The following is a 22,624-nucleotide window of genomic DNA, read 5'->3' on the forward strand; positions in this document are numbered from 1 at the left end:
ACTACTCATTCTTAGCACACTCTCTCTATATCTACAACCTCATAACCAGTCTTATCCACAACTGACTTAATATCACTATCCTCAATTCTTTCTTTACTTTCTAAAAATGCTGTTTCTGTTTTTAGGTCTATGCTTACAGAAGTTACTCCTGGAATTTCTGTAAGAACATTGTGGACCTGTTTTACACAATTCATACATTCCATTCCTTTAATTGTTAATAACTTTTTCATTCTTTCGCCACTCCTTTAATTGTTTTTATAAATAATAATTCTATCCAATTTGCTATTTTATATAACTATTTAAAGTGTATTATTATAGTAGCGTTAACTTAGAAATTTGTTCCCATAAACCATTTAAAAAATATAAAATATACTAAATTCCCTTCCTTGAGACTCATCCTTACAAAACGCCCTCATCGGAATTCATTATAATTTGTATTGTTGGATTTTTTAGCACTTTGCAAACAGCTCCTAATATCTCTTCTTCACTAATACTTTCTAGATTTTCAACTTCTTCATAAACCTTTTCGCCTCTTCCATACATAAGCTCATAGGTTGTCAACTCTTTGCATAACTGAATTGACCTTTCAAGTTTAAGTTGTCTTTTTAACTTAATACTTTTACTGAGTTCCTTGATTTTATTTTCACTAAAGCATCCTTTTGATACTTTTAATTCTTCAATTCTACTATTTATAATATTAATGGCCTTTTCCACATTTTCACTTGAAGTAGCTAAATTAATAGTAAAAAACTTAATTCCTCTTTCATTTTTTATTGTGCTTCCAACATCATAGGCAAGTGCATTTTTAGTTCTAATTTCTTCAAATAATATACTACTTGTGCCCTCACCAAAAGTAGCATTAAATAAGGTTAAGGCTCTGACTTCCTCTTCTTTTAGTTTATCAATATTAAATAAATATTGAATTTTAGCTCCTTTTATATTAGGTATCTTTTCAATAAATGTATCAGCGATATTTATCTCTTTAATATCTTCTTTCAATGGCAAACTATAGTTATTAATTTTCTTATCACTATTTTCAAGCCTATTTGAAAAATAGTATTTTTCATTATAGCTATTTATCTCCTTAAATTTCCTTTGCCAACTACCGAAGTATTCTTTTACAACAGCTAGTACTTCCTTGAAACCTAAAGAAGAGCATACACTTATTACACAATTTTCAGGAGCATAATATGTTTTATAAAACCTTTTCACCTCATCTAAAGTAATAGCTTTTACACTCTCTGACCTACCAATTATTAAATTCCTAATTCTTTTATTGTTAAAAGCATTGTAAAGAAGACTATCTTCACAATGTTGGTATACGTCATCCTTCCATTCTTTGAGCTCTTCTAATATAATGTTCATCTCCTCTTTAAATCCCTCTTCTCTAAATGCAGGATTCAAAACTATATCTGAATAGAGTTCAAAACCACTCTTAAAATCTTCTGATAAAGAGGTTCCGTAGTAAACTACGTAAGGAAAATTAGTCATTGCATTTTCAAAACCAAAGATTTTATCGCAAAGACTGTTTATTTCTCTTTCACTTTTAGTGTTTGTCCCCTTTGATACCATATGTTCCACCGCATGGGCAGTACCAAGATTAAATCCAGTTATTTCTTCTAATGCACCAGCATTAAATCCTATACAAAAGGAAGTTATATCTGCTGGTCGAAACTCATATATTAGTTTTACTCCGTTATTCAATATATACTTATTCAAATTTACATCAACCTTTCTAGTAGAAGGATGTTCTTATTTACATATTAATGAACAACCTTTCAATTGCAGTTTATTATATTGTTTGAAATTATATCATATTCAGTTAGCTATTTATACAAAAAAGTAAGTACTAGTATCTCTACTAGTACTTACTATCTCTATATAACAAGGGGATTTATTATATACATATTTCCTCTAAGCTTTTATTGCTTAGGACACTTATAATTATAAGTGTCAATTGTTACATTCATGTGTCATAAATGTTAAGAATTTATTTATTTTTCCAGTTAATGTTATGAAGTCAGACCATCAATTACTCCTCGATAATATATGGTATTGTTATTAAAGCAATATTTCTTCTTCTCGAAAGTAATGTCTTGATAAATAATGAAGTGTGATTATGGAGTATATTCCCCCACCACTTTGTAACTATAAATTGAGGAAGTACAACAGTTACTGTGTCCATTGGCCCTGCTGTATATTCTTCTGACTCAATATATTTAACTAAAGGTCCTACTATATGTCTATACGGTGATTTTTTAACCACTATGGAAATTCCTACATTATATTCATCCCATTTATTAAGGAGTTTTTCTGTAGCCTCATCATCAACAGACACGTGAAACACTATTATATTATCCGATATTGTTCTAGCATAATTTAAGGCTTTTAAAAAAGATTTGTTTAAAGTATCTATAGGCACAATAACATATCTTTTTTGTTCTGCTAAATCTATTGCCTTCGGTCTTTCGTAAACAGTTAGCCTCAACTGTTCTGCTACCATGTTGTAGTGTCTTTTGATCTTTAACATAGTAATTACAACTATAGGTATTAATATACAAACTATCCATGCCCCGTGGAAGAATTTGGTTACTCCAATTATTATTACCGTTACAAAAGTTACTAATGCTCCTAAGCCATTTATAAATGCCTTATGCCTCCAACCATTCTGCTTTTCCCTAATCCACTTAGTAAACATTCCTGTTTGTGATAAAGTGAATGATATAAATACACCTACAGCATATAGAGGCATAAGAAGGTGAGTATCTCCTCTAAATAGTATTACCAAAATACCAGCTAAAACTGATAAAACTATAATACCATTGGAGAATCCTAATCTTTTTCCTCTTTTAGTGAATTGTCTTGGCACAAAGCCATCTTTAGCCATAAGAGCTAAAAGTAAAGGAAGTCCTGCAAAAGCAGTATTTGCCGCCATAATTAATATTATTGCAGTAGTTGCTTGTATTACATAAAACATGAAGCCTGTACCAAAAACTTGAGTAGCAATCTGAGCTATTACCGTAACATCTTCCCTTGGTACTGCATGGTATAGTGTTGCTAAATAAGATAATCCTCCGAATATTAGTAGAACAATAGACGCAAGTAATCCTAAAACTATTTTTGCATTCTTCTGTGCTGGTTCTCTAAAACTTGGAATACCATTGCTTACAGCTTCTATACCTGTTAAAGCCGTACATCCAGAGGCAAAAGCTTTAAGGAATAATATTATTGTTATATCCCCTGCCATCTTTGGCACTGCATATAGTGCATGTGGAGTATAACCAAATACGTATACTTTGACAATTCCTACAATTATCATAGCCAAAACAGAAATCATAAAAAAGTAAGTAGGAATACCAAATATTTTAGACGATTCCCTAATCCCTCTAAGGTTTCCTATAGTCATTAGCAATATAAGCCCTAAAGTTATAGATATCTTATGTGTCAATAATGACGGAAAAGCTGATGTTATAGCCGCTGTTCCTGCACTGGTACTAACAGCTACCGTTAATATATAATCTATTGTAAGTGCTCCACCAGCTATGAGCCCTGGAACTGTTCCTAGGTTGTCCTTAGCAACTATATATGCTCCCCCTCCATTTGGATAGCTGTCTATAGTTTGTCTATAAGAAAATACTAAAAGAAACATAAGAAACACAATGCAAAGTGCAGCATAAAACATGTACTTATAAGACATTAGTCCTATGATTGGTACAAGCACCCATAGAATTTCTTCTCCCGCATAAGCTACTGACGATATAGCATCACTAGATAAAATAGGCAGTCCCCAAAACTTATTAAACTTTTCATCCTTAAGTTCATCCGTTTTTAAAGTTCTACCTATCAGTAATTGACCTAATTTTAATTCCATTTTTAGCACCTCAAAATATTAATTTTTTATAAACTTTTCAGGTATGGAATGATTATATATCATCGTATGACTTTATCCTAGTTCTAAATTCTTAAGTTTTAAATCATTTTAGCTTAATTTTACTCAGTTAATCGTATCTATCTTTTACTTTATTTGTTTATTTCAATAATTCTAATGATACATTTAATGTCAGTATATTTAAAACTTTAATATTTTTCCAGTTAAGATTATTATTATTACTTAATTAAAATTACAATATAAAATCAATAAATATATTGCTCCTCTACTAAATTGTAAAATAGTCGTATAGTAACTAAGCAACTTATTTTATCTAAATTACTGTATTATCTTAATAAAAATTAGATGAGATTTATTCCCTCATCTAATTTAAAATTCATATTATTTTACTTTTAAAACTTCTTACTCTCAACAAATTTCACTAGCATAGCCTCTTTTAACTTTTCAACAGTTTCTTTATCCGTTAAATTTTCTAGTATTTTAAAAGAAAAATACATGGCAGTAGCTGGTCCCCTGCTAGTTATTATGTTGTCATCTTGAACTACAACTTCTTCACAGTAAGTAACATCGCCTAAATCTCCTTCATAGCCTGGATATGATGTAGCTTTCTTACCATTAAGAATTCCGGCTCTTCCAAGTACTATCGGTCCAGCACATATTGCTGAAATAAGCTTATTTTCATTATTAAATTTCTTTACAAGTTCGATAACTTTTTCACTATCTCTTAAGTTTGCAGCACCTGGCATTCCCCCTGGTATAACTAGCACATCATATTTATCTATATCAACTTTATCTAATATGTTATTGGCTTTCATATGAATCATATGAGACCCAATAACCTCCTCTTCATCGTCTATAGAGCAAGTAATGCAATGCACTCCCCCTCTTCTTAACACATCTACTACTGTAAGGGCTTCTACTTCTTCGAAGCCCTTTGCAAGTAAAACTATTACTTTTTTCATTCAAGTACCCTCCTTTTATTTTTTATCCTTTTCCAATATCTCTAATATTCCTCCTAGTGTTCTTTCTATATTTTTATTAGATGCAGATATACTTGTTATAGATTTAACTACTTTTACAACAACTAATATTATCCCTATTAATACACAAAAGTTGAATATTGTTGCAATAGCCATCCCAAATTCAAACTCCACGAATAACTCCCCCATTAGTTTCAATAATATATTTGCCTGTTTCCCCATTAGTTAAATTTATCCAACAAGAGTATTATACCACAGTACCGTAATTTACTTTTCCTTTAGCCCATTTAAAATATTCATCAAATTCCTCTCAACATAATTCTTCTATATACGATATTTATAATATTAATATTTTCAGAAAAGGAGGTTCTTTATGAGGAAATATTTTAGTACTATTAAAATGTTTATGTTGATTTTTCTTATTGCAATGTTCTTTTCTCCAATCAATGTATTAGCTGAAGCAAATTATAAATTATTTGATACTAAAACTAATGTATCTGTGAATAAGTCATGGAAGATAAACTTAAACATCCCGATAGACACCAGCACAATCAATAAAGAAAGTGTAAAAATACTTGATGAAAATCAAAATGAGTTTGGTGTCGACTTGTCCTACGATAGTGCTGCTAAAGCTATTATGGTAAAGCCATTATCTAATTACTCACCTGATACTACTTACACTTTAATTGTTTCAAGTATAAAATCAGAGAATGGTACAACCCTAAGTTTACCTGGAAAAGTGAGTTTCACAACTGCTAAAGAGCCCATAGAAAACCAACCTATAGCTTCTAACGCTTATACTTTGATAGATAAGCATACTTACGAAATTACAGATACCTTCACTGTAACAACCTCTGGAAGTTCTGATTATGACTTAAGTTTTAATATAGGATCATTAAGCAAGTCTCTCTATCAAACGGAAAAGGACTTGAAGGTTTCAGGCCCAGATGCAAATGTTACTACAACAGGTGATGGCAATAAAGTATTAACTGCTAGTTCAACAATTGAAAGTGGTAATAAAATTACTTATCAAGTAGTAAGGACTATAGAAAATAGCGGAATCAAATTTAAAGCTGATCTTTCCAAGACCTCCGGTGACTACAGTGGCTTTAGTGACTATAAAAAATACACCTCACCAGAAGAAAAGATTGAGAGTAATGACCCAGCTATAGTAGACAAAGCATCTGAACTTTTTACTGGTATAACAAATCCATATCTTAAGGCAAAAAAAGCCTTTGAATTTGTAAACTCGTATATGACCTATGATTTATCCAGTGGTAATAAAAGTGCTTTAAATGCTTTACAAACTGGAAGAGGCGTATGTGAAGACTACTCTGAGTTATACGCTGCATTACTTAGAGCCTCTGGCGTTCCTGTTAGAATTGCTACAGGTTATAGAGTAGAAAGTTCTGAATTTACTAGTAGTATTATAAATGGCGGTTATTATAGACATGCTTGGCCAGAATTTTACCTTCCTGAATACGGATGGATTATAGCAGAGCCAACTTTTACTTACATTTATAGTGGTAAAAAGATGATAGACTACGAGAATTTTGCCAACTTAAATGAATCGAGTCACTTTATATCCGGATATGATGTAGATGGAGACTATAGAGATGGAACCTTAAAATTAAAGTATTCTGGAGATAAATTATATGTAGACCATCAGTCGTATATTAAAATATTAAACTAAATCTCCTACACTGGGCAAGTGACAAGTTATCAAATAACTAAAAGAATAGTGTGAAGTACTTATAGTTTATACGTGACCTGAATTATGTTTAATACTTGGAAGTTTAAAACTTAATTATAGTTAAGAATTGACACTGAATAAGTTTTTCCTCTTACGCAGAAAAAGCAATTAAGTATGATAAGCTAGCTTCAACTTTAATGAGGCTAGCTTATCTATTATTTAGTTATTACCATACCTTTCAAGTTACTAAAATTATAATAATTTAGCTCAAATTCGAAAATACTATAACAAATATTTCTTTTAAGGAGATGTTTAACTTGCTTTTAGCTTTATTTACACTTATAGCATGGATAATCATTATTATCTTTTTTCTTATAGAAAAAAACTTAAGCAGAATTGAAAATATAGTTATCTTCTTTTTCCTTAATATAGTTGTAATAAATTTATTTACTATTATTACCTTAAATATGAAACTCATTCAAAATACCACTATACCAGAGTTAAATTTTTGCATCCTACTTCAAAAAAACATAATTATACCTTTAAGTTTGTTGACGTATGTAAACTTATCTATTTCTAAAGCAAAATTGAGGAAAACCCTTGCGATTGTTAGTACATTTTCATCTTTGTTTTTTGTTGAATTACTGCTAAAATGGCTTGGTATAAAAACATATACTAGTTGGAGTATTCTCTACTCTGTGGTTATGATATTGGTATTAATCACTTTTTCTAACCTATTAACAAAATTAATAAGAAAAATCTCTTGAGAGGATGTTTAGACAATGTATACTAGTTATGATAATCACTTTAACCAAAATGAATGGTATAATATTATTACATTAGTAATAGGATTTTTTTTAATCTTTAAACTAAAAAAAAGATTCCCTTTGAAGGAGTCCTTAGCTTATTTCTTATACAGCGTTTTTATTGGAATGCTTATGGATCATTCAATTGGTAAGCCTCCTTTCAATTTTTACGATATTAATGATTCCTCAAGCTATGAATTTTTTGATTTTTTAACTTATATAATGTTTGGTGCATATGGATATTTGTATGTTTATCTTCACGATCATTTTAAAATCAAATCTTCATATGCACCTATATATGTTTTTTTATGGTCTTTAAGTTCCATGGTAATGGAGTTAGTAGCAACCTATCTTGGAGTATTTCACTACAAAAATGGATATAAAATATATTACTCATTCCCTATTTATCTATTAACTTTGAGCCTTCAGTTATACTTATACAAAGTGCTAAATTCAAAAAATAATAACTAGTAATTACAATTAAATTAAACTTATTATTTAATTCTGTAAAGCATTAAATATTCACACTTATAAATAATAACTAATATGAATACCAATTATTTAATTTATTTGATGATTCTCCTCTATAGTCCTCTCATCTGATTTAAGCTTAATTTTATCCGATGACTACCCGCTCTAATACTCCTTCGCACTCTGTGAAAGTGATTCACACAAAATCAAAGATTTTGGTTCTCTACTTTTCTACAAGAGGGAGTAAAGAGCGGCTACGTCCCTGGATAACGATTTCTAAGATTCAGAGGAAGTTAAAACTTCCCCTGAATCTTAGAAATCTGTTTATAAAAATTAATATTTGCTTTAGATAAAATTACCGCAATAAAAATTAATATAGATCCAATAATCATCTTATTAGTAAATACTTCTCCCATTAGAATTATAGATAAAAAACAGCCAAACACCGATTCGAGAGATATTATTATTGAAGTATGGGTATCTGTAGTGTACTTTTGTGCAATATTTTGTACTAAAAATGCAATAGTTGTATTAAATATTATAAGGTACAATATGCCTATTAAACTTTGATAATTTATAGATTTAATATTTGGTTCAAATATTAATGCACTGAGGAACGTAAGTGTGCCAGCTGTTAACAGCTGAATTGTAGTTAGATGTATAGGATTAATATCTCTTACATAAATACCTATAAACACTATTTGAAAAGCAAATACAACAGCAAATACTAATGATAAACTATCTCCATAACCTATTGATAAATTTTGCTGTAAACTCAATAAACCTATGCCAATTAACGTTAGAAAACCTGCTAATACTGATGTAACTGTAGGTTTCTTTTTTGTTAATGCCCATGAAATGAAAGGGACTAATATAGTATAGGCTGCCACTAAAAATGCTTGTTTTCCAGCAGTGGTATATTTTAGTCCTATTGTTTGAACTGTTTGCCCAATAAATAAAAATGTCCCTAAAATAACTCCTGATACTATACTTTTCTTATCTATTTTTTTCATCTTATTAAGGAATATTATAGCCATAAGTATTCCAGAACATAAAAATCTAAATGACAGTAGATAAAATGGCGTTACACTAAACAATGCTACTTTTGCTGCTATAAAACCTCCACCCCATATAATAGCAACTATTAAAAGGGAGATATCTGCAATTAAAGCCTTATTTTCTGTTATATTCTTCATCGATTGAACCTCCTGTTTAATATATTGAAAAATGTCTATTATATTAAATTCAATAGGTTTATTATAGCAAAGTTTGTGTTTTTATTCAATATATAAAACATTGTTTATTATATTAAACAAAACTATGGTATAATAATAACAAATTAACTTTACATAATAGGAGAAAACTTATGGGAGATATAAAAATAGGTAAAAAAATTATAGAATATAGAAGAGCTAATAGTTTAACTATAAGAGATTTTGCTGAACTAACAGGCCTCAGTGCTTCCTTATTAAGTCAGTTAGAAAGAGATATGGGAAATCCTAGCTTAAGTGCATTAAAAGCTATTGCATCGGCATTAGAGATACCTTTATTTTCACTATTTATGGAGGAAATAGACAATGCCTCTTTAATACTTAGAAAAGAAGATAGAAAAAAAATATATGATCCGGATAAGAAACATGTTATATACGATGTTCTTACTCCGAGTCCTTTAAAATCAAATGTTGAACTGCTGTTGATGAATCTAAGAGCTAATAGTGAAACCTATGGAGGATTTTCTGAACATGAAGGAGAAGAAATAGCCTTTGTATTAGATGGGGAAACATACATCGTATTTGAAGACGAAGAATTTCTTCTATCTGAGGGTGATACTGCAAGAATACTTCCAAGTAGAAAACATAAGTTTAAAAACACTACAGATGCGGATGTTAAGGTATTATTTATAAAAAGCAAAGCAATGTACTAAATAATTTAGTTTATACTGAAAGGATGTTGCGACTTAACTCCAAGATAACGCGCTGTTAGAAGAGCAGGCCTATAGTGTTACGACAGCCTTCACTTCGGCAACAGAATCTAATGCCAGCTCATATTTAAAGACTCCAATATTTTTCAATGTTTTTCTACGAAAAACTGTGAAAAATATTGTGAGTCTTTAAATGAGCTAGCATAAGATTCTGTAAGCCTCGTTCAAAGCTGTCTCCACACTATAAGCCTACTCTTCTAACAGTTGTAAATTTCCTATCGGTTTTAAGTCTACTAAATAAACTAATTTTTTAATCTTTGCCTCACTAATCCATTATGCGATAGCATAAAAAGGGAATAGCTTCAAAAGTAATATAGTGATGAAACATTTAAATTTAAACAATTTCCCAGTGCGTAAGCACTCAAGTATCTAAAAATCTAGATAAACAGATATTCTCGCCTAATAAGAAAAGAACGAATCAACTTAACTTTATGCTATGCTCATTTTACTCAACTATACAAATTGGAATTTATTTGTTTAATCTTTTATAAGAATTCCAATCTATTTTTTTATCTTATGAGCGGTAATAATGGTATAACTATATGCATTAACTGTTATTTCACAATTATCTATGTCTATATACCAGTTTTTACCCTTTCTAACTATTATAGCATTAGAATTTAGTATTTTGTCGCTACACCATTTTACTACATCGTCCACATCTAAAAAAAGATTCTTTTTAATTCTTCCAACTCCCAACTCGGTTGTGTGTAGCTTATCTAAGTTTTGTATTAATTCACATTTATTATCATTCATTTTTGTCACCATGTATTTTCCTTCACAAAATTGGAATTTAATGCTCTTATAAATATTTAATCATTCACTTCTTTTTCAATTTCATTGATACTTTATTTGAAATCATAAAATGTTGAATCTCCTTAGAAGATAACCCTCGCATTTTCAAAAATAACTTTAGTTCCTTGAATAGAGCTTGATTTTTTTCGTGAAAAAGGCTGTCTATTGCCTCATCTCCACATATTCCCCAATATTTATTCAAGAGATTATAAATTTCTTCATCTTCAACTTTCAATTCGTAAAGTGTTGCTACTGTATTTTCAATACCTATTTCTATTGCCTCTGCAAAAGCTCTATTACCTGCCTCATTTATACTTTCTTCGTAGATGTCTCTTGCGAAACGTAATGCTACTTTCCCGCCTTTTACTAAATGCCCTTTAACTACTTCTCTATCAATCTGTGACATATTTCTCTCTCCTTACAAATATGAGTCTCGATAATACTATTCTACAAATTACTATTTACCAAGTGCTTTCATTAGCTCCTCATCTGTGTAGCCAAACGAATAATCCTCATCAAAACCTCGTGATAAATAGATATCTGCTGCATCCCATACGCTAAGAGTTTCTCCGTTATCATCGTCTTCTTCATCGGGCTCTCCAAAAGCAATAACACGACCACATGTAGGACATTTCCAATCTTCGTCACCTATGTACTCCATGTCAACCCCACAACGGTTACCACACCCAAAAGGTACCATGTTATTTCCTCCTTAATTACCATTATGAATAAACTATGGCATATTTCGTAAATATAACATTATTCAATTTCAAAGAACATTTTCATATTTAGAACTACGTCAGATTTACAAATTACTATTTATATGTTATACAAATAATTTTACTTCGCCATAATTTACTGGTGTGAAGCATTTATTAGTAATAGAAAGTTCTGCATTATAAATTATATCCTATGTTTTATTAGTATAACATTGAGATTAGAATTCTAAAACTATTACCAAATCATCAGGCTTGCCAGGTTATAAATTAGGTAAATATCTGTTATTAAGTTTTATCTAAGTAAGAATGTACTCTAAATTTATACTAGAGTCCTTGTAGACAATTATTTGTTATATTTTATGATATCAGTCTAATCTAGGAAAAAATACTCTTCAAAGACTCCGTCATAAGGCATTAGCATACCTTGTACTAATGGAGAACTTACATCATATAATTTAAAGAGTTAAATTAAAAACTAAAATTTACAACTGTTATAAGATTAGGTTTATGATGTGGAATTAGCTTCGAACGAGAGACTACAGAATCTTATACAGAAGCACTTAAAAGCTCTCAATTATTTTTACAGTTTTCTAAAAGAAAACATTAAAAATAATTGGAGCTTTTAAAGGTGCTTTTGTATTAGATTCTGTTCTCGAAGTGAGGGCTGATGAAACACCGTAAACCTAATCTTATAACATGACGTAACTTACGATTTAGTCGCCCTTTTTTGCTACTTCGCCCAGCCCATAGATCTCTTAACTGCTTCATGCCATCCTTTTAATAATTCCGCTCTTCTTTCCTCAACCATGTTAGGCTCGAAGTTTCTAGAGATAGCCCAGTTTTTAGCTACTTCATCTCTGTCCTTCCAATATCCTACTGCAAGTCCAGCAAGATAAGCAGCACCCAATGCAGTTGTTTCAATAACTTCTGGTCTATCAACTTGAACGTCTAATACGTCAGATTGGAATTGCATTAAGAAGTTATTCGCACATGCTCCTCCATCTACCTTTAATGCTTGAAGCTCTATTCCTGAATCATCCTGCATAGCTTTGAGTACATCATAAGTTTGATATGCTAAAGATTCTACTGTGGCTCTTATAAAATGCTCTTTTTTAGTTCCTCTAGTTAAACCAACGATGGTTCCTCTTGCGTACTGATCCCAGTAAGGAGCTCCTATTCCAACAAAAGCTGGAACCATATAAACTCCATTAGTATCTTCTACTGCTGTACAATATCTTTCTGATTCTGAAGCTGATTTTATCATTCTAAGTTCATCTCTTAACCATTGTATAGATGCTCCACCTATAAATATACTACCTTCCAGAGCATATTCAACCTTACCATCTATCCCAACTGCTATAGTTGTTAAAAGTCCATTTTTAGATTCAACGGCTTTTTCTCCTGTATTCATTAGTAGGAAGCATCCTGTTCCGTAAGTGTTTTTAGCTGTACCTGGTTTAAAGCATGTTTGTCCAAATAATGCAGCTTGTTGATCTCCTGCATCCCCTGCTATTGGAATTGATACGTTAAATAAAGCCTTATTAGTTTCTCCATAAACACAACTTGATGGTTTTACTTCTGGAAGCATTGATTCTGGTATATCAAAAATTTCTAATAATTCCTTATCCCATTTTAATTCATGTATATTAAAGAGCATTGTTCTTGATGCATTTGTATAATCTGTAATGTGAACCTTTCCTTTTGTTAAATTCCAGATAAGCCAAGTATCTACATTACCAAAAACTAAGTTACCTTTTTCGGCTTCTCTTCTTGCACCTGGAACATTGTCAAGTATCCATTTTATTTTTGTTGCAGAGAAATATGCATCTAAAATCAATCCTGTTTTATTCTTAATAACTTTATCTAAGCCTTTTTCTCTTAATTCATCACATGTTTCTGATGTTCTTCTGCACTGCCAAACTATTGCATTATAAACTGGAAGCCCTGTTCTTCTATCCCATACTATTGTTGTTTCTCTTTGGTTTGTTATACCTATCGCTGAAATATCCTCAGCACTTATACTAGCTTTAAATAGAGCTTCTGTCGCTACACTAAACTGAGTTGCCCATATTTCCATAGGATCATGCTCTACAAATCCAGCTTCTGGGTATATTTGTTTAAATTCTTTTTGTGCTGAACTAACAACTAGTCCTCTCTCATTGAATAGAATACATCTTGAACTTGTTGTACCTTGATCTAATGCCATAATATACTTTGCCATGTTTTACTCCTCCTACTTTTTACAGCTATTTTCAAACTATTTTCTGAGTGCCTTAAACCTACATAAAATTTATTAATTTTAATATATACCTTTTTAAAATGGATTTTAACTTAGATATTCAATTTATGAATTCCATAACACAGCTTCAGTTGTAGATATAGCAATAGCTCCTGCTGCAAGAGATTCCATAACATCTTTCTTATTTTTTATAAGTCCACCTGCTATGATATCCGTATTAATTTCCTTCTCTAAGAAACTTATAATTTTACTTGCAACTCCAGGCATTACTTCCACTGCATTAGGCCTTATATCTAAAATATTTTTAATTCCTGTTTTTAGCGATAGTGAGTCAATTACAAAAATCCTTTGAATTGTATACATTCCGAGTTGATTACCATGCTTAATGTTTGATGTCTTTGTACTTATTATTCCATCGGGCTTAGCGTATTCTTTTATATATTTTATTCCTGCTGAATCGCCTCTTAACCCTTCAATAAGATCTACATGTATAAAAACAGTTTTTCCAGCTTCTTTAAGGCGTGTACATACTTTTGGTACACTTAAAATATCGCCATACAATACAAATACTATGGCAGCCTTACTTTTAATAACTTTTTCTAATTCTTTGTTATCCCTTATGGCTGCAATGATTGGATTTTCTAATAGCATTTCTCTTAATAAATTCATTTTCTGAACCCCTTTTAGTAAATTTTATAATTTTACACTTTATATCATATAATTTTACCACTATTAGATCATCTTTCAAGTAAATATGTTAAATTTAGTAAATTTATCTAAATACTTCAAGAGAAATATTATCTATATAAAATATAACTTTTATGAATCAATATAAGATCTCATCATTTAAAATAATTATCAGTATAATTACTAAATCATTAATCTAAAAATAATTATCTTTATGCTAGAAAACTGATATAAATATTAATCCTGCTAAAACTGCACCAACTATTGGTCCAAAAACAGGTATCCATGAATATCCCCAGTCTGAATCACCTTTTCCCGCAATTGGTAATATTGCATGAGCTATTCTTGGTCCTAAATCTCTAGCTGGATTTAAGGCATATCCTGTAGGTCCACCAAGAGAAAGACCTAGTGCCCAAATTAACCCACCTACCGCAAAAGTCGGAAGACCATCTGCTACCTTTGGTATACCTATTCCAAGTATTGCAAATACCAATAGCCAAGTTGCAATTACTTCTGTTAAAAAGTTTGATCCATAACTTCTAATTGCAGGGCCTGTACAAAATATTCCTAGTTTTGCTCCTTTATCTTCAGTTTCTTTCCAGTGTGGAAGATAAGTTAACCATACTAAAGTAGCTCCTGCAATTCCTCCAAGCATCTGTGCAATTATATACCCTGGAACTTGAGCCCATGCAAATTTCCCTATAACTGCTAGTGCTATTGTAAGTGCTGGGTTAAAGTGAGCTCCACTTATGCCTCCAAATATAAACGCAGGAATCATAACAGCTAAAGCCCAACCTGTAGTTATTACTATCCACCCACCGTTTTCTCCTTTACTTTTCTTTAATAGAACGTTCGCAACAACTCCATCTCCTAGAAGTATTAAAATCATTGTTCCTAAGAATTCAGCCGTTAAACTTGACATTTCAGTCCCCCCTAAAAATATTAATGAATTATTCTTTAACTCGGCTTTCGGTAACCGATTACAATAGACATTTAAATATAATTATGGCTGCAATTTATGCAAAAAGCCGCACCTAAGAAAGTATACTTAAATACCTTTTTAAATGCGGCTCTCATAATCTCTGCCATCTTTATAATTAAACTCTATAAATTAATTATAATTAATTTTTCTAAAACTTGCAACAGCTTTTATTGTAAAATTCAGTTAACTTTTTAACAATCCTTTAATGTCATTATAATTTTAGCTACAACATTAGAATATGCCTTCTTGCTACTATTATTTGTTTCAAATCTCTAAATAGCCAAATTAAATAAGTTTAACCTCTTTTATAAAATCATCCATAACTACAAGAGTTAGATTTTTTCCTCTTCCAGCTCTATTTTGAGGCTTAAAGCTATCAATCCTTACTGTCATAGTAATGCCTTTTAATGACCTTAATTCTATTCTTCTACTGACGTCTTCTTTACTTTTAAATAAAGATGCGTATATTACCTCGTCATCATCCTTAAGGCTTATTCCAGTAACACCAGATGCTATTTTCCCCATATAACTTACACTATCTTCACTAAATCTTATACCCATTGCTTTCTTAGTTATTAACATAATCTCATCTTTATTCTCTCTGCTATATTGTACATTTATTAAAACATCTTTATCACTTTTAAATTTATACCCAATAGCTTTCAGATACTCTCCTTCAAATTCACTTAAAGACGTCTTCTTTACCATACCCTTTTTGGTAAAGAAATATATACTTCCTTCTTCTTGAAAATTATTTATAGATATAATACTTAGAATTTTATCCTTATCAATGCTGTCCCAAAGCTCCTTTATGTTTATTCCTTTTTTGTCTAGATTTTGAAGCATAACAGCAGGTATAGCAAATATGTTACCGTCATTTGAAAAAATTAAAACTTTGCTAGACGAGTCTGTAAAAGTGCTTAATTCCTTATTAGAATACTTTTTATCAGATATCTTAATTGTTCCTGTCTTATCAATAACTACACTAAATGTTTTATCCAAGAATTCCTCTGTAAACTCTACAGCAACAACCTTATCACTAGAAGGTAAATTAAACAACTGAGTACTAATTATATTTCTATCTGCTGATTCTATTGCTGGCTCTTTTATAGTAAAATCTAAACCCTTTTCTGTAGTTGTTTTTAGGAATTTCACTTCTCTTTCTCGATCAAATACCCTGACATCTATTAGACTTTCTTCTCCCTTAAGCTTTATCGCCATTATTTTAGTATAGTTTGTGATAAACTTATCTAAACCTGTTTTTTTCATGCAACCATTACTTGTGAAAAATATAAAATCTTTCTCAGCAGTGAAATTGTCTATATCATACACTTCTACAATCTTTTCCTCAGACAAATCTAATCCTCTTATTAATGTATCTAATTTTTCCCCTTTTTCCTTCCACTTAAACTCTGGAATATTTACTCCTTTTAATTGATACATATTTCCTTTATCAGTAAAGAAAGCTAAAACATTCTTTGTGTTAGAATTGATAAGGAACCTATTAAAATCACCTTCTCTATATTCTATGTCACCTGTCTCTGCATTAGAGCGATTGTAAGTTTTTAGAGAAATTCTCTTAATAAACCCTTCATTTGACATAGTTATTACTATATCCTCTTCTACTATAAGCTCCTCTATATCTATCTTAGCTTCCTCATCATTTTCAACAATAGCTGTTTTTCTGCTATCTGCATACTTTTCCCTTACTTCTAAAAGCTCTTTCTTTATAACCTTTAAAAGTTCTTTTTCACTTCCAAGTATCTTACTAAGCCTTTTTATTTCTTTTTCAAGTTCCTTATATTCCTTTTCAAAAGCCACAATTTCAAGGCCAGTAAGCCTATAAAGCATAAGTTCAAGTATTGCTTCTGCTTGAACTTCAGTAAATTCAAATCTCTCAATAAGGTTTTTACTTGCATCTTTTTTAGATTTGGATGCCCTTATAGTTTCTATAATTTGATCCATTATACCTATAGCTTTTATAAACCCTTCAACTACATGAAATCTTTTTTCAGCTATTTGAAGTTCCCTTTCTGATCTTTTAGTAACTACTTCTTTTTGATGGTTTATGTAATGATATAATATCGCTTTTAGTCCCAATGTCTGTGGCTTTCCATCTGCTATAGCCACCATATTAAAGGAGATATTACACTGCAAGTCCGTTCTTTTAAACAAGTACTTAAGAACTTTGTCTGCTGTATCTTCATCTGCAGATTTTTTAAATTCTATTACCGCTCTAATTCCAGTTCTGTCTGATTCATCCCTAATATCGGATATAGCTTCTAAAGATTTTGAGTGTTTTTTATCTGCTGTCATCTCTGAAATAATCTGAAGGAGTTTTGCCTTACTTCTTCTAAAAGGAAATTCTGTTATAACAATTCCTAGTCTTCCGTTTTCTAATTTTTCAATAGAAGTTTTTGCTCTTGAGGTTACCCTACCTTCTCCAGTTTCGTAGGCAGAAATCAAAGAATTCTTACCTATCAAAATACCTCCTGTAGGAAGGTCTGGTCCCTTTATATACTCCATAAGCTCTTTTGTATTTAATTCTGGGTTATCAATAGTTGCAACTGTCGCATCTATTACTTCACCTAAGTTATGAGGTGGTATGTTAGTGGCAAGTCCTACTGCTATTCCAAATGCTCCATTTACAAGTAAGTTTGGATATCTTGCTGGCAAGACCTCTGGTTCTTTTTCTGAATTAGAGTAGTTATCCACCATGTTAACTACTCCCTTGTCTATATCTCTTATCATTTCCATGGCAATTGGAGTAAGTCTAGCTTCAGTGTAACGCATTGCCGCAGCGTTATCTCCATCCTGTGAACCCCAGTTTCCTTGTCCATCTATTAATGGTTTTCTAGTTGTAAAGTCCTGTGCTAATATTACCATGGCATCATAAACTGATGTATCCCCATGTGGGTGATATTTACCTAAAATATCCCCTACTATTCTAGCTGATTTATAATAAGGTTTATCTGGAAAAGCTCTTAACATATATGAACCATATACTATTCTTCTGTGTACCGGCTTTAACCCATCACGAACATCAGGAAGTGCCCTATCTTTTGCTACTTCCACAGCATAAGGAAGATAGTTATCTGGCATAGCTTCTTCAATTGAAACTTTAATTATATTTTTGTCACTTGGAATCATTGTCGGTCTCTTCGCCATTCCCTAATTCCTCCTCTCTAAAATTCTGCGTACTTATACATGTAGCTTTTTCTTGGTGCTACTACATCACCCATCAAAAGCGATACCATCTTTTCCGCCTTTGCTGCATCTTCTATGGTGATTTGATGAAGAGTCCTTGTTTCTGGATTTAGTGTAGTTTGCCAAAGCTGTTCCGGATTCATTTCTCCAAGTCCTTTATATCTTTGTAAAAGTGCACCTTTTCCTACCTCTTTTATTGCCTTTTGTAGTTCATCATCACTATAAGCATACTTTACTATGTCTTTACCTTTACCTTGCTTGTATACTTTGTATAAAGGTGGTTGTGCTAAATAAAGATGTCCATTTGCAATTAGTGATCTCATATATCTGTATATGTATGTCATCCATAGTGTTCTAATATGGTACCCGTCTACCTGTTACTACCCTATCTTTCAATATATTTACATAAGTCTAGATATTTAACATACTTTCGTTCTAAATACACTGAGGAATTTGTATATAAAATATCCAACAAGTTTTTAACCTGAGGATTTCCTCCTATATTCATATAAAAAGCATTATGCCTTGTATTAATAGCAAGGTCTTTTTTAAAAAACTTTCTAATACCAACTATGATTTCTTCTGTACCTGTAAAACTTATTTGATAATTAAAATAATCGTATTTCTTATCTTTCCAACGATAAATAGTTCCATCACCATCAAAATATCCTCTTATAAAATGCCTAACTAGTATGGTAGGTACCACTTTACAATCTGGGAAAGTTAGCGTCATGGTCTTATTTTCCTTAACACCTAATTGTTTTAAATCATCCACCGTTTTTTGACTTGTTAAAAGTATCTTAGCAAATTTGCCACTAGCATTATAGCCGCTTCCAATATAGTTTTTGATTGGATTATTTGCTTCTATATGACTTCTGAATTTATATAAATGATTTTCATCAGTGGCATTTAACGTTATTCCAAGTTTTTGATTGTTCATTTTACGCTTTGATTCCACAAAACCATCAGCATATATAAATCCAAGCCAATATGCTTTAAACTCATTATCTATCTTTTCGAAGAAATTCTCATTATGGCTATACTTTCTACTATTTAAAGTATTACCTCTAATATACACTCCATTTTCCTTTAAAATTTTAGATAAATATGCCTTACAGTGTAAAGATTCTTTTTCCATCTGTCTTAGTGTTTTCCCGGATAAATAATCATTAATTATTTTATTAAGTTCTTCTGTAGATAGTTGATATTTTCCTCCCATTTGCACACCTCCATGTTAATGGTAGTTTTTAGCTGATTGCTAAATTTTATGCAAATGCTTTCTAGACTTAAAGGGCATAGATCATATCATCATCTTCAATAAATACTGAAGAGCCTTGCGCTTCGGATTTCTCCTACTCCCATGCCTGGGATGATCGTTGAACGTTCTTCTATATCTAAGAAGCTTCGCTGCGTGGTTACCCAATCTTTAATCTTTTTACTATACCTCGGTAATTACTCCTCGCCATCAATATGTCGCCATATGATTTAGTAATTAAAGCTCTAAGGGATTTCCCGCAATTCACAAAGTTATCACTATACAATTGCTTGCATAGGGGACAATAGTTTATCCGCATCTGACATTATTATTATCTTATCATACTTCAAATCTGCTTCATTATAGTTATCTAGCACCCCTGTACCTACAGCAGTGTTAAATATCTTAAGCTCCTCACTACCAAGTACATTCTCAAGCTTCTGCTTTTCCGTATTCATAATCTTACCTTTAGAAGGCATTATGGTTTGGAATCTTCTATCTCTTGCTTGTTTTGCTGAACCTCCTGCTGAATCTCCCTCAACTACAATAAATTCACAAACAGAAGGATCCTTTAAGGTGCATACCGCAACTTTACCTGCTAGCGGTGCAGCACCTTTTCCTATTTTTTTCTTCTCTGCTTCATTTATTTTCTTTATCTTTTCACGTCTTGCTGCTGCATCTACTGCATTATTTATTATGCCGGCTGCAGTATCTTTGTTATCCTCTATCCACTCTGAGAATTTAGTATAAGCTAAATCATTCATCATAGTGTAAGCTTCCGTATTACCTAGTTTAGTTTTAGTTTGACCTTCGAAGATAGGGTTGCTTATCTTTATTCTAACTATGGCAGTCATACCTTCTCTTAAGTCGTCACCTTCAAACTCTTTATCTTTTTCTTTTACTAAGTTAAGCTTTTTAGCCCATTCCTTAAAGGCTCTAGTCATTCCTGTTTTGAAGCCACTTTCATGGGTTCCTGACTCGGTAGTAGGAATATTATTTACATAACTTGCTATGTACTCTGTAGTAGAATCAGTAAACTGAATACATACCTCTCCATACATATTGAGTCCATTTACTTCTCTTTCCCCTTCAAAGAGAATAGGTGGATTATGAATAACCGTTTTACTTTCATTTAGATAGTCTATAAAGTCTAGTAACCCTCGCTCTGAATGATACTCTTTTTCTACTATCTCATCTTTTCTATTATCAATAAGCTTTAACCTTATTCCTTTATTTTGAAAAGCTAACTCCTGAAGCCTTTCATCTATTACCTCAAACTTAAATTCCGTAGCTCCGAAAACTTCTTTATCTGGCATAAAGGTTATTTTAGTACCTGTTTCTTTAGTATCTCCAACTACTTTCAATGCAGTCACTGCAGTTCCTGGCATTTCTCTTTTAACAGTTTTATCGTAAGCATATTCAAATCTTTGTTTATGCACGTGACCATTTTGCTTTATTTCAACCTCAAGCCATTTTGACAAAGCATTAACTACCGCTGCTCCAACACCATGGAGGCCTCCTGAGGTTTTATAAATATCATTATTAAACTTTCCACCAGTATGAAGTTCTGTAAAAACCATCTCCACACCAGACTTTTTCTTTGTAGGATGTATTCCAGTAGGTATACCTCTACCATTATCTATAATTGTCACACTTTTATCATTATTTAATATAATTGTAGCTTTATCTCCAAAACCATTTGATATTTCATCAATTGCATTATCTAGTATCTCCCATATACAGTGATGAAGACCTTTAATCCCTGTAGAACCTATATACATACCTGGCCTAATTCGGACAGGTTCTAATTTTTCCAAGGAGGTTAAGGCTGTGACATCATAAACTTGTACTTGCTCTTCCTTACTTTCCATGACTCTCCTCCAAAATCTTATTATAAATATATCTTAACTTTAAATCTAAACATTAGCGTTACCATTATAGCAAAAAATAATAATAAAAACAAATGTTCTTTAATTATTCTTGAATAATTATTATATTCCCTCTCATACTTTGACTTATTATACAACACCGTTTCTATTTTAACAACTTCTTATAGTTGTCATTTAATTATTTATAAAATTGTAATAGCCTGTTATTCTATTCAGCGAATTTAATAAAATAAGACTAAATCCATAATAACTACGGAGTTAGCCTTATCCCCTATCATAAATTTGTAATCTTAAAATCAACATTACCTCTTACCCCTTAAATAATAAAACTAATCCGTGAAATCATAAAGAGCAATTAATTTTCTCTTTACAACTTTACTAAATCAAATATATTTTTGTACAAGCATATAAAATATTACTTTGCTCAGTCCTTACCCGTTGGGGGAAGCACTGCAGCCGATAACCTTATAATGTATCTTATACTATTATCATCAATACTCCTTCTAAGGTTCAAATTTCTAAGTTCCCCTTTTGCAAGTTGCAGAGCTTTATCTTCTTTTATTTTATTATCTTCATTTCTATAATTGTCTTCAATGTAAATTACAACTTTTGAAACTTCTCTCAATATCTTTTTTATGTTCTCAGGCGTTTGATTTACATGTCCTAGAGAACTTAATATGCTATAGGCTATTTCAAGATAGTCCTCTTTATACACCGTCTCTTTTTCTTTTAACAAATACAAAAGGTATCCTACACCAATCACTAAAAGTACAATAGAAATATATTGGATAACAATTATAGTCATAATCCCCCTCCCTTCAATTACTGCAAATAATCTTGTTACTATCTTTATATGCAGAATTTTGGAAAGAGGGACTAGTTTTGTGATTCGTATTTATGAATTTTTAATGCATTACTACAATCCACTTAACATATCAGTTAAAGTTGACATTAAAGGAAGCTTTTCCTTAGAACTCGTTTTACCTATGGTAAAGCATTGCCGATTATACTACAGGCAAAACAATTTAAAA

The 22,624-nt window shown here is 31.3% G+C and carries 19 protein-coding genes and 2 pseudogenes; 3 read left to right on the forward strand and 18 right to left on the reverse strand.

Annotation, left to right across the window (positions count from 1 at the left end):
• Positions 1–11: 11 nt before the first annotated feature.
• The 5 genes from AC0N0V_RS19055 to AC0N0V_RS19075 form a co-directional block, all read right to left on the reverse strand.
• Positions 12–230, reverse strand: coding sequence for a heavy-metal-associated domain-containing protein (locus AC0N0V_RS19055; protein WP_474460352.1), 219 nt, complete (start codon positions 228–230; stop codon positions 12–14).
• A gap of 169 nt (positions 231–399) precedes the next feature.
• Positions 400–1,719 (reverse strand): M16 family metallopeptidase, encoded by a 1,320-nt coding sequence (locus AC0N0V_RS19060; protein WP_474460354.1) that lies wholly within the window; start codon positions 1,717–1,719, stop codon positions 400–402.
• A gap of 313 nt (positions 1,720–2,032) precedes the next feature.
• The gene (locus AC0N0V_RS19065; RefSeq protein ID WP_474460355.1) at positions 2,033–3,871 is read right to left on the reverse strand and encodes an APC family permease; all 1,839 of its coding nucleotides are present in this window, start codon (positions 3,869–3,871) and stop codon (positions 2,033–2,035) included.
• 410 nt (positions 3,872–4,281) lie between these two features.
• Complete coding sequence (locus AC0N0V_RS19070) at positions 4,282–4,851, reverse strand: DJ-1 family glyoxalase III (protein WP_474460357.1); 570 nt, start codon at positions 4,849–4,851, stop codon at positions 4,282–4,284.
• Between the two features lie 15 nt (positions 4,852–4,866).
• Entirely contained in the window at positions 4,867–5,043 is a 177-nt protein-coding gene (locus tag AC0N0V_RS19075; protein ID WP_474460358.1) for a hypothetical protein, read from the reverse strand.
• A gap of 199 nt (positions 5,044–5,242) precedes the next feature.
• On the opposite strand from AC0N0V_RS19075, the gene AC0N0V_RS19080 reads away from it, so the two are divergent.
• On the forward strand, positions 5,243–6,562 hold the full coding sequence (locus AC0N0V_RS19080; protein WP_474460359.1) for a transglutaminase domain-containing protein: 1,320 nt from the start codon (positions 5,243–5,245) through the stop codon (positions 6,560–6,562).
• A 262-nt stretch (positions 6,563–6,824) separates the two neighbouring features.
• Here the strand turns inward: AC0N0V_RS19080 and AC0N0V_RS19085 are convergent, their stop codons facing one another.
• The gene (locus AC0N0V_RS19085) at positions 6,825–7,040 is read right to left on the reverse strand and encodes a hypothetical protein (RefSeq protein ID WP_474460361.1); all 216 of its coding nucleotides are present in this window, start codon (positions 7,038–7,040) and stop codon (positions 6,825–6,827) included.
• 304 nt (positions 7,041–7,344) lie between these two features.
• Between AC0N0V_RS19085 and AC0N0V_RS19090 the strand changes: the two genes are divergently transcribed.
• On the forward strand, positions 7,345–7,839 hold the full coding sequence (locus AC0N0V_RS19090) for a hypothetical protein (protein ID WP_474460362.1): 495 nt from the start codon (positions 7,345–7,347) through the stop codon (positions 7,837–7,839).
• A 293-nt stretch (positions 7,840–8,132) separates the two neighbouring features.
• On the opposite strand, the gene AC0N0V_RS19095 is transcribed toward AC0N0V_RS19090, so the two are convergent.
• Positions 8,133–9,035 (reverse strand): DMT family transporter, encoded by a 903-nt coding sequence (locus tag AC0N0V_RS19095; protein ID WP_474460363.1) that lies wholly within the window; start codon positions 9,033–9,035, stop codon positions 8,133–8,135.
• A 170-nt stretch (positions 9,036–9,205) separates the two neighbouring features.
• Here AC0N0V_RS19095 and AC0N0V_RS19100 point away from each other — a divergent pair, with 170 nt between their 5' ends.
• Complete coding sequence (locus AC0N0V_RS19100; protein WP_474460364.1) at positions 9,206–9,763, forward strand: cupin domain-containing protein; 558 nt, start codon at positions 9,206–9,208, stop codon at positions 9,761–9,763.
• A gap of 558 nt (positions 9,764–10,321) precedes the next feature.
• Here AC0N0V_RS19100 and AC0N0V_RS19105 read toward each other — a convergent pair.
• The 11 genes and pseudogenes from AC0N0V_RS19105 to AC0N0V_RS19155 all read right to left on the reverse strand — a co-directional run bounded on the left by AC0N0V_RS19105 (position 10,322) and on the right by AC0N0V_RS19155 (position 22,398).
• Complete coding sequence (locus tag AC0N0V_RS19105) at positions 10,322–10,576, reverse strand: DUF3781 domain-containing protein (protein WP_474464589.1); 255 nt, start codon at positions 10,574–10,576, stop codon at positions 10,322–10,324.
• Between the two features lie 64 nt (positions 10,577–10,640).
• Complete coding sequence (locus tag AC0N0V_RS19110; RefSeq protein WP_474460365.1) at positions 10,641–11,021, reverse strand: hypothetical protein; 381 nt, start codon at positions 11,019–11,021, stop codon at positions 10,641–10,643.
• A gap of 51 nt (positions 11,022–11,072) precedes the next feature.
• A complete protein-coding gene (locus AC0N0V_RS19115; RefSeq protein WP_474460366.1) occupies positions 11,073–11,315 on the reverse strand; it encodes a hypothetical protein in 243 nt (80 codons plus the stop codon).
• A gap of 749 nt (positions 11,316–12,064) precedes the next feature.
• On the reverse strand, positions 12,065–13,555 hold the full coding sequence (gene glpK, locus AC0N0V_RS19120) for a glycerol kinase GlpK (protein ID WP_474460368.1): 1,491 nt from the start codon (positions 13,553–13,555) through the stop codon (positions 12,065–12,067).
• A 123-nt stretch (positions 13,556–13,678) separates the two neighbouring features.
• Positions 13,679–14,242, reverse strand: coding sequence for a glycerol-3-phosphate responsive antiterminator (locus AC0N0V_RS19125; protein ID WP_474460369.1), 564 nt, complete (start codon positions 14,240–14,242; stop codon positions 13,679–13,681).
• Between the two features lie 235 nt (positions 14,243–14,477).
• Complete coding sequence (locus AC0N0V_RS19130) at positions 14,478–15,182, reverse strand: MIP/aquaporin family protein (RefSeq protein ID WP_474460370.1); 705 nt, start codon at positions 15,180–15,182, stop codon at positions 14,478–14,480.
• A 345-nt stretch (positions 15,183–15,527) separates the two neighbouring features.
• Positions 15,528–18,410 carry a DNA topoisomerase IV subunit A gene (locus tag AC0N0V_RS19135; protein ID WP_474460371.1) on the reverse strand — a complete coding sequence of 961 codons (2,883 nt, stop codon included), beginning with the start codon at positions 18,408–18,410 and terminating at the stop codon, positions 15,528–15,530.
• Between the two features lie 17 nt (positions 18,411–18,427).
• A pseudogene (locus tag AC0N0V_RS19140) lies at positions 18,428–18,823 on the reverse strand (DNA topoisomerase IV subunit B); the annotation flags it as partial.
• 11 nt (positions 18,824–18,834) lie between these two features.
• Positions 18,835–19,668 (reverse strand): hypothetical protein, encoded by an 834-nt coding sequence (locus tag AC0N0V_RS19145; protein ID WP_474460372.1) that lies wholly within the window; start codon positions 19,666–19,668, stop codon positions 18,835–18,837.
• 347 nt (positions 19,669–20,015) lie between these two features.
• Positions 20,016–21,575 (reverse strand): annotated as a pseudogene (locus AC0N0V_RS19150) (DNA gyrase/topoisomerase IV subunit B); the annotation flags it as partial.
• A 442-nt stretch (positions 21,576–22,017) separates the two neighbouring features.
• Positions 22,018–22,398: a hypothetical protein gene (locus AC0N0V_RS19155; RefSeq protein ID WP_474460373.1), complete on the reverse strand. Its 381-nt coding sequence runs from the start codon at positions 22,396–22,398 to the stop codon at positions 22,018–22,020.
• Positions 22,399–22,624: the final 226 nt, after the last annotated feature.

It is taken from the genome of Clostridium sp. CS1-1, assembly GCF_056135525.1.

Bases quoted from the DNA above. Each gene is read 5' to 3' on its own strand.
- AC0N0V_RS19070 (WP_474460357.1), bottom strand. From the start codon at position 4,851: ATGAAAAAAGTAATAGTTTTACTTGCAAAGGGCTTCGAAGAAGTAGAA.
- AC0N0V_RS19105 (WP_474464589.1), bottom strand. From the start codon at position 10,576: ATGAATGATAATAAATGTGAATTAATACAAAACTTAGATAAGCTACAC.
- AC0N0V_RS19065 (WP_474460355.1), bottom strand. From the start codon at position 3,871: ATGGAATTAAAATTAGGTCAATTACTGATAGGTAGAACTTTAAAAACG.
- AC0N0V_RS19055 (WP_474460352.1), bottom strand. From the start codon at position 230: ATGAAAAAGTTATTAACAATTAAAGGAATGGAATGTATGAATTGTGTA.
- AC0N0V_RS19145 (WP_474460372.1), bottom strand. From the start codon at position 19,668: ATGGGAGGAAAATATCAACTATCTACAGAAGAACTTAATAAAATAATT.
- AC0N0V_RS19110 (WP_474460365.1), bottom strand. From the start codon at position 11,021: ATGTCACAGATTGATAGAGAAGTAGTTAAAGGGCATTTAGTAAAAGGC.
- AC0N0V_RS19085 (WP_474460361.1), bottom strand. From the start codon at position 7,040: ATGAGTTTCATATTTAAGGTAATAATAGTAAATAAATTTATTACAACT.
- AC0N0V_RS19125 (WP_474460369.1), bottom strand. From the start codon at position 14,242: ATGAATTTATTAAGAGAAATGCTATTAGAAAATCCAATCATTGCAGCC.
- AC0N0V_RS19080 (WP_474460359.1), top strand. From the start codon at position 5,243: ATGAGGAAATATTTTAGTACTATTAAAATGTTTATGTTGATTTTTCTT.
- AC0N0V_RS19095 (WP_474460363.1), bottom strand. From the start codon at position 9,035: ATGAAGAATATAACAGAAAATAAGGCTTTAATTGCAGATATCTCCCTT.
- AC0N0V_RS19135 (WP_474460371.1), bottom strand. From the start codon at position 18,410: ATGGCGAAGAGACCGACAATGATTCCAAGTGACAAAAATATAATTAAA.
- AC0N0V_RS19130 (WP_474460370.1), bottom strand. From the start codon at position 15,182: ATGTCAAGTTTAACGGCTGAATTCTTAGGAACAATGATTTTAATACTT.
- AC0N0V_RS19115 (WP_474460366.1), bottom strand. From the start codon at position 11,315: ATGGTACCTTTTGGGTGTGGTAACCGTTGTGGGGTTGACATGGAGTAC.
- AC0N0V_RS19155 (WP_474460373.1), bottom strand. From the start codon at position 22,398: ATGACTATAATTGTTATCCAATATATTTCTATTGTACTTTTAGTGATT.
- AC0N0V_RS19090 (WP_474460362.1), top strand. From the start codon at position 7,345: ATGTATACTAGTTATGATAATCACTTTAACCAAAATGAATGGTATAAT.
- AC0N0V_RS19100 (WP_474460364.1), top strand. From the start codon at position 9,206: ATGGGAGATATAAAAATAGGTAAAAAAATTATAGAATATAGAAGAGCT.
- glpK (WP_474460368.1), bottom strand. From the start codon at position 13,555: ATGGCAAAGTATATTATGGCATTAGATCAAGGTACAACAAGTTCAAGA.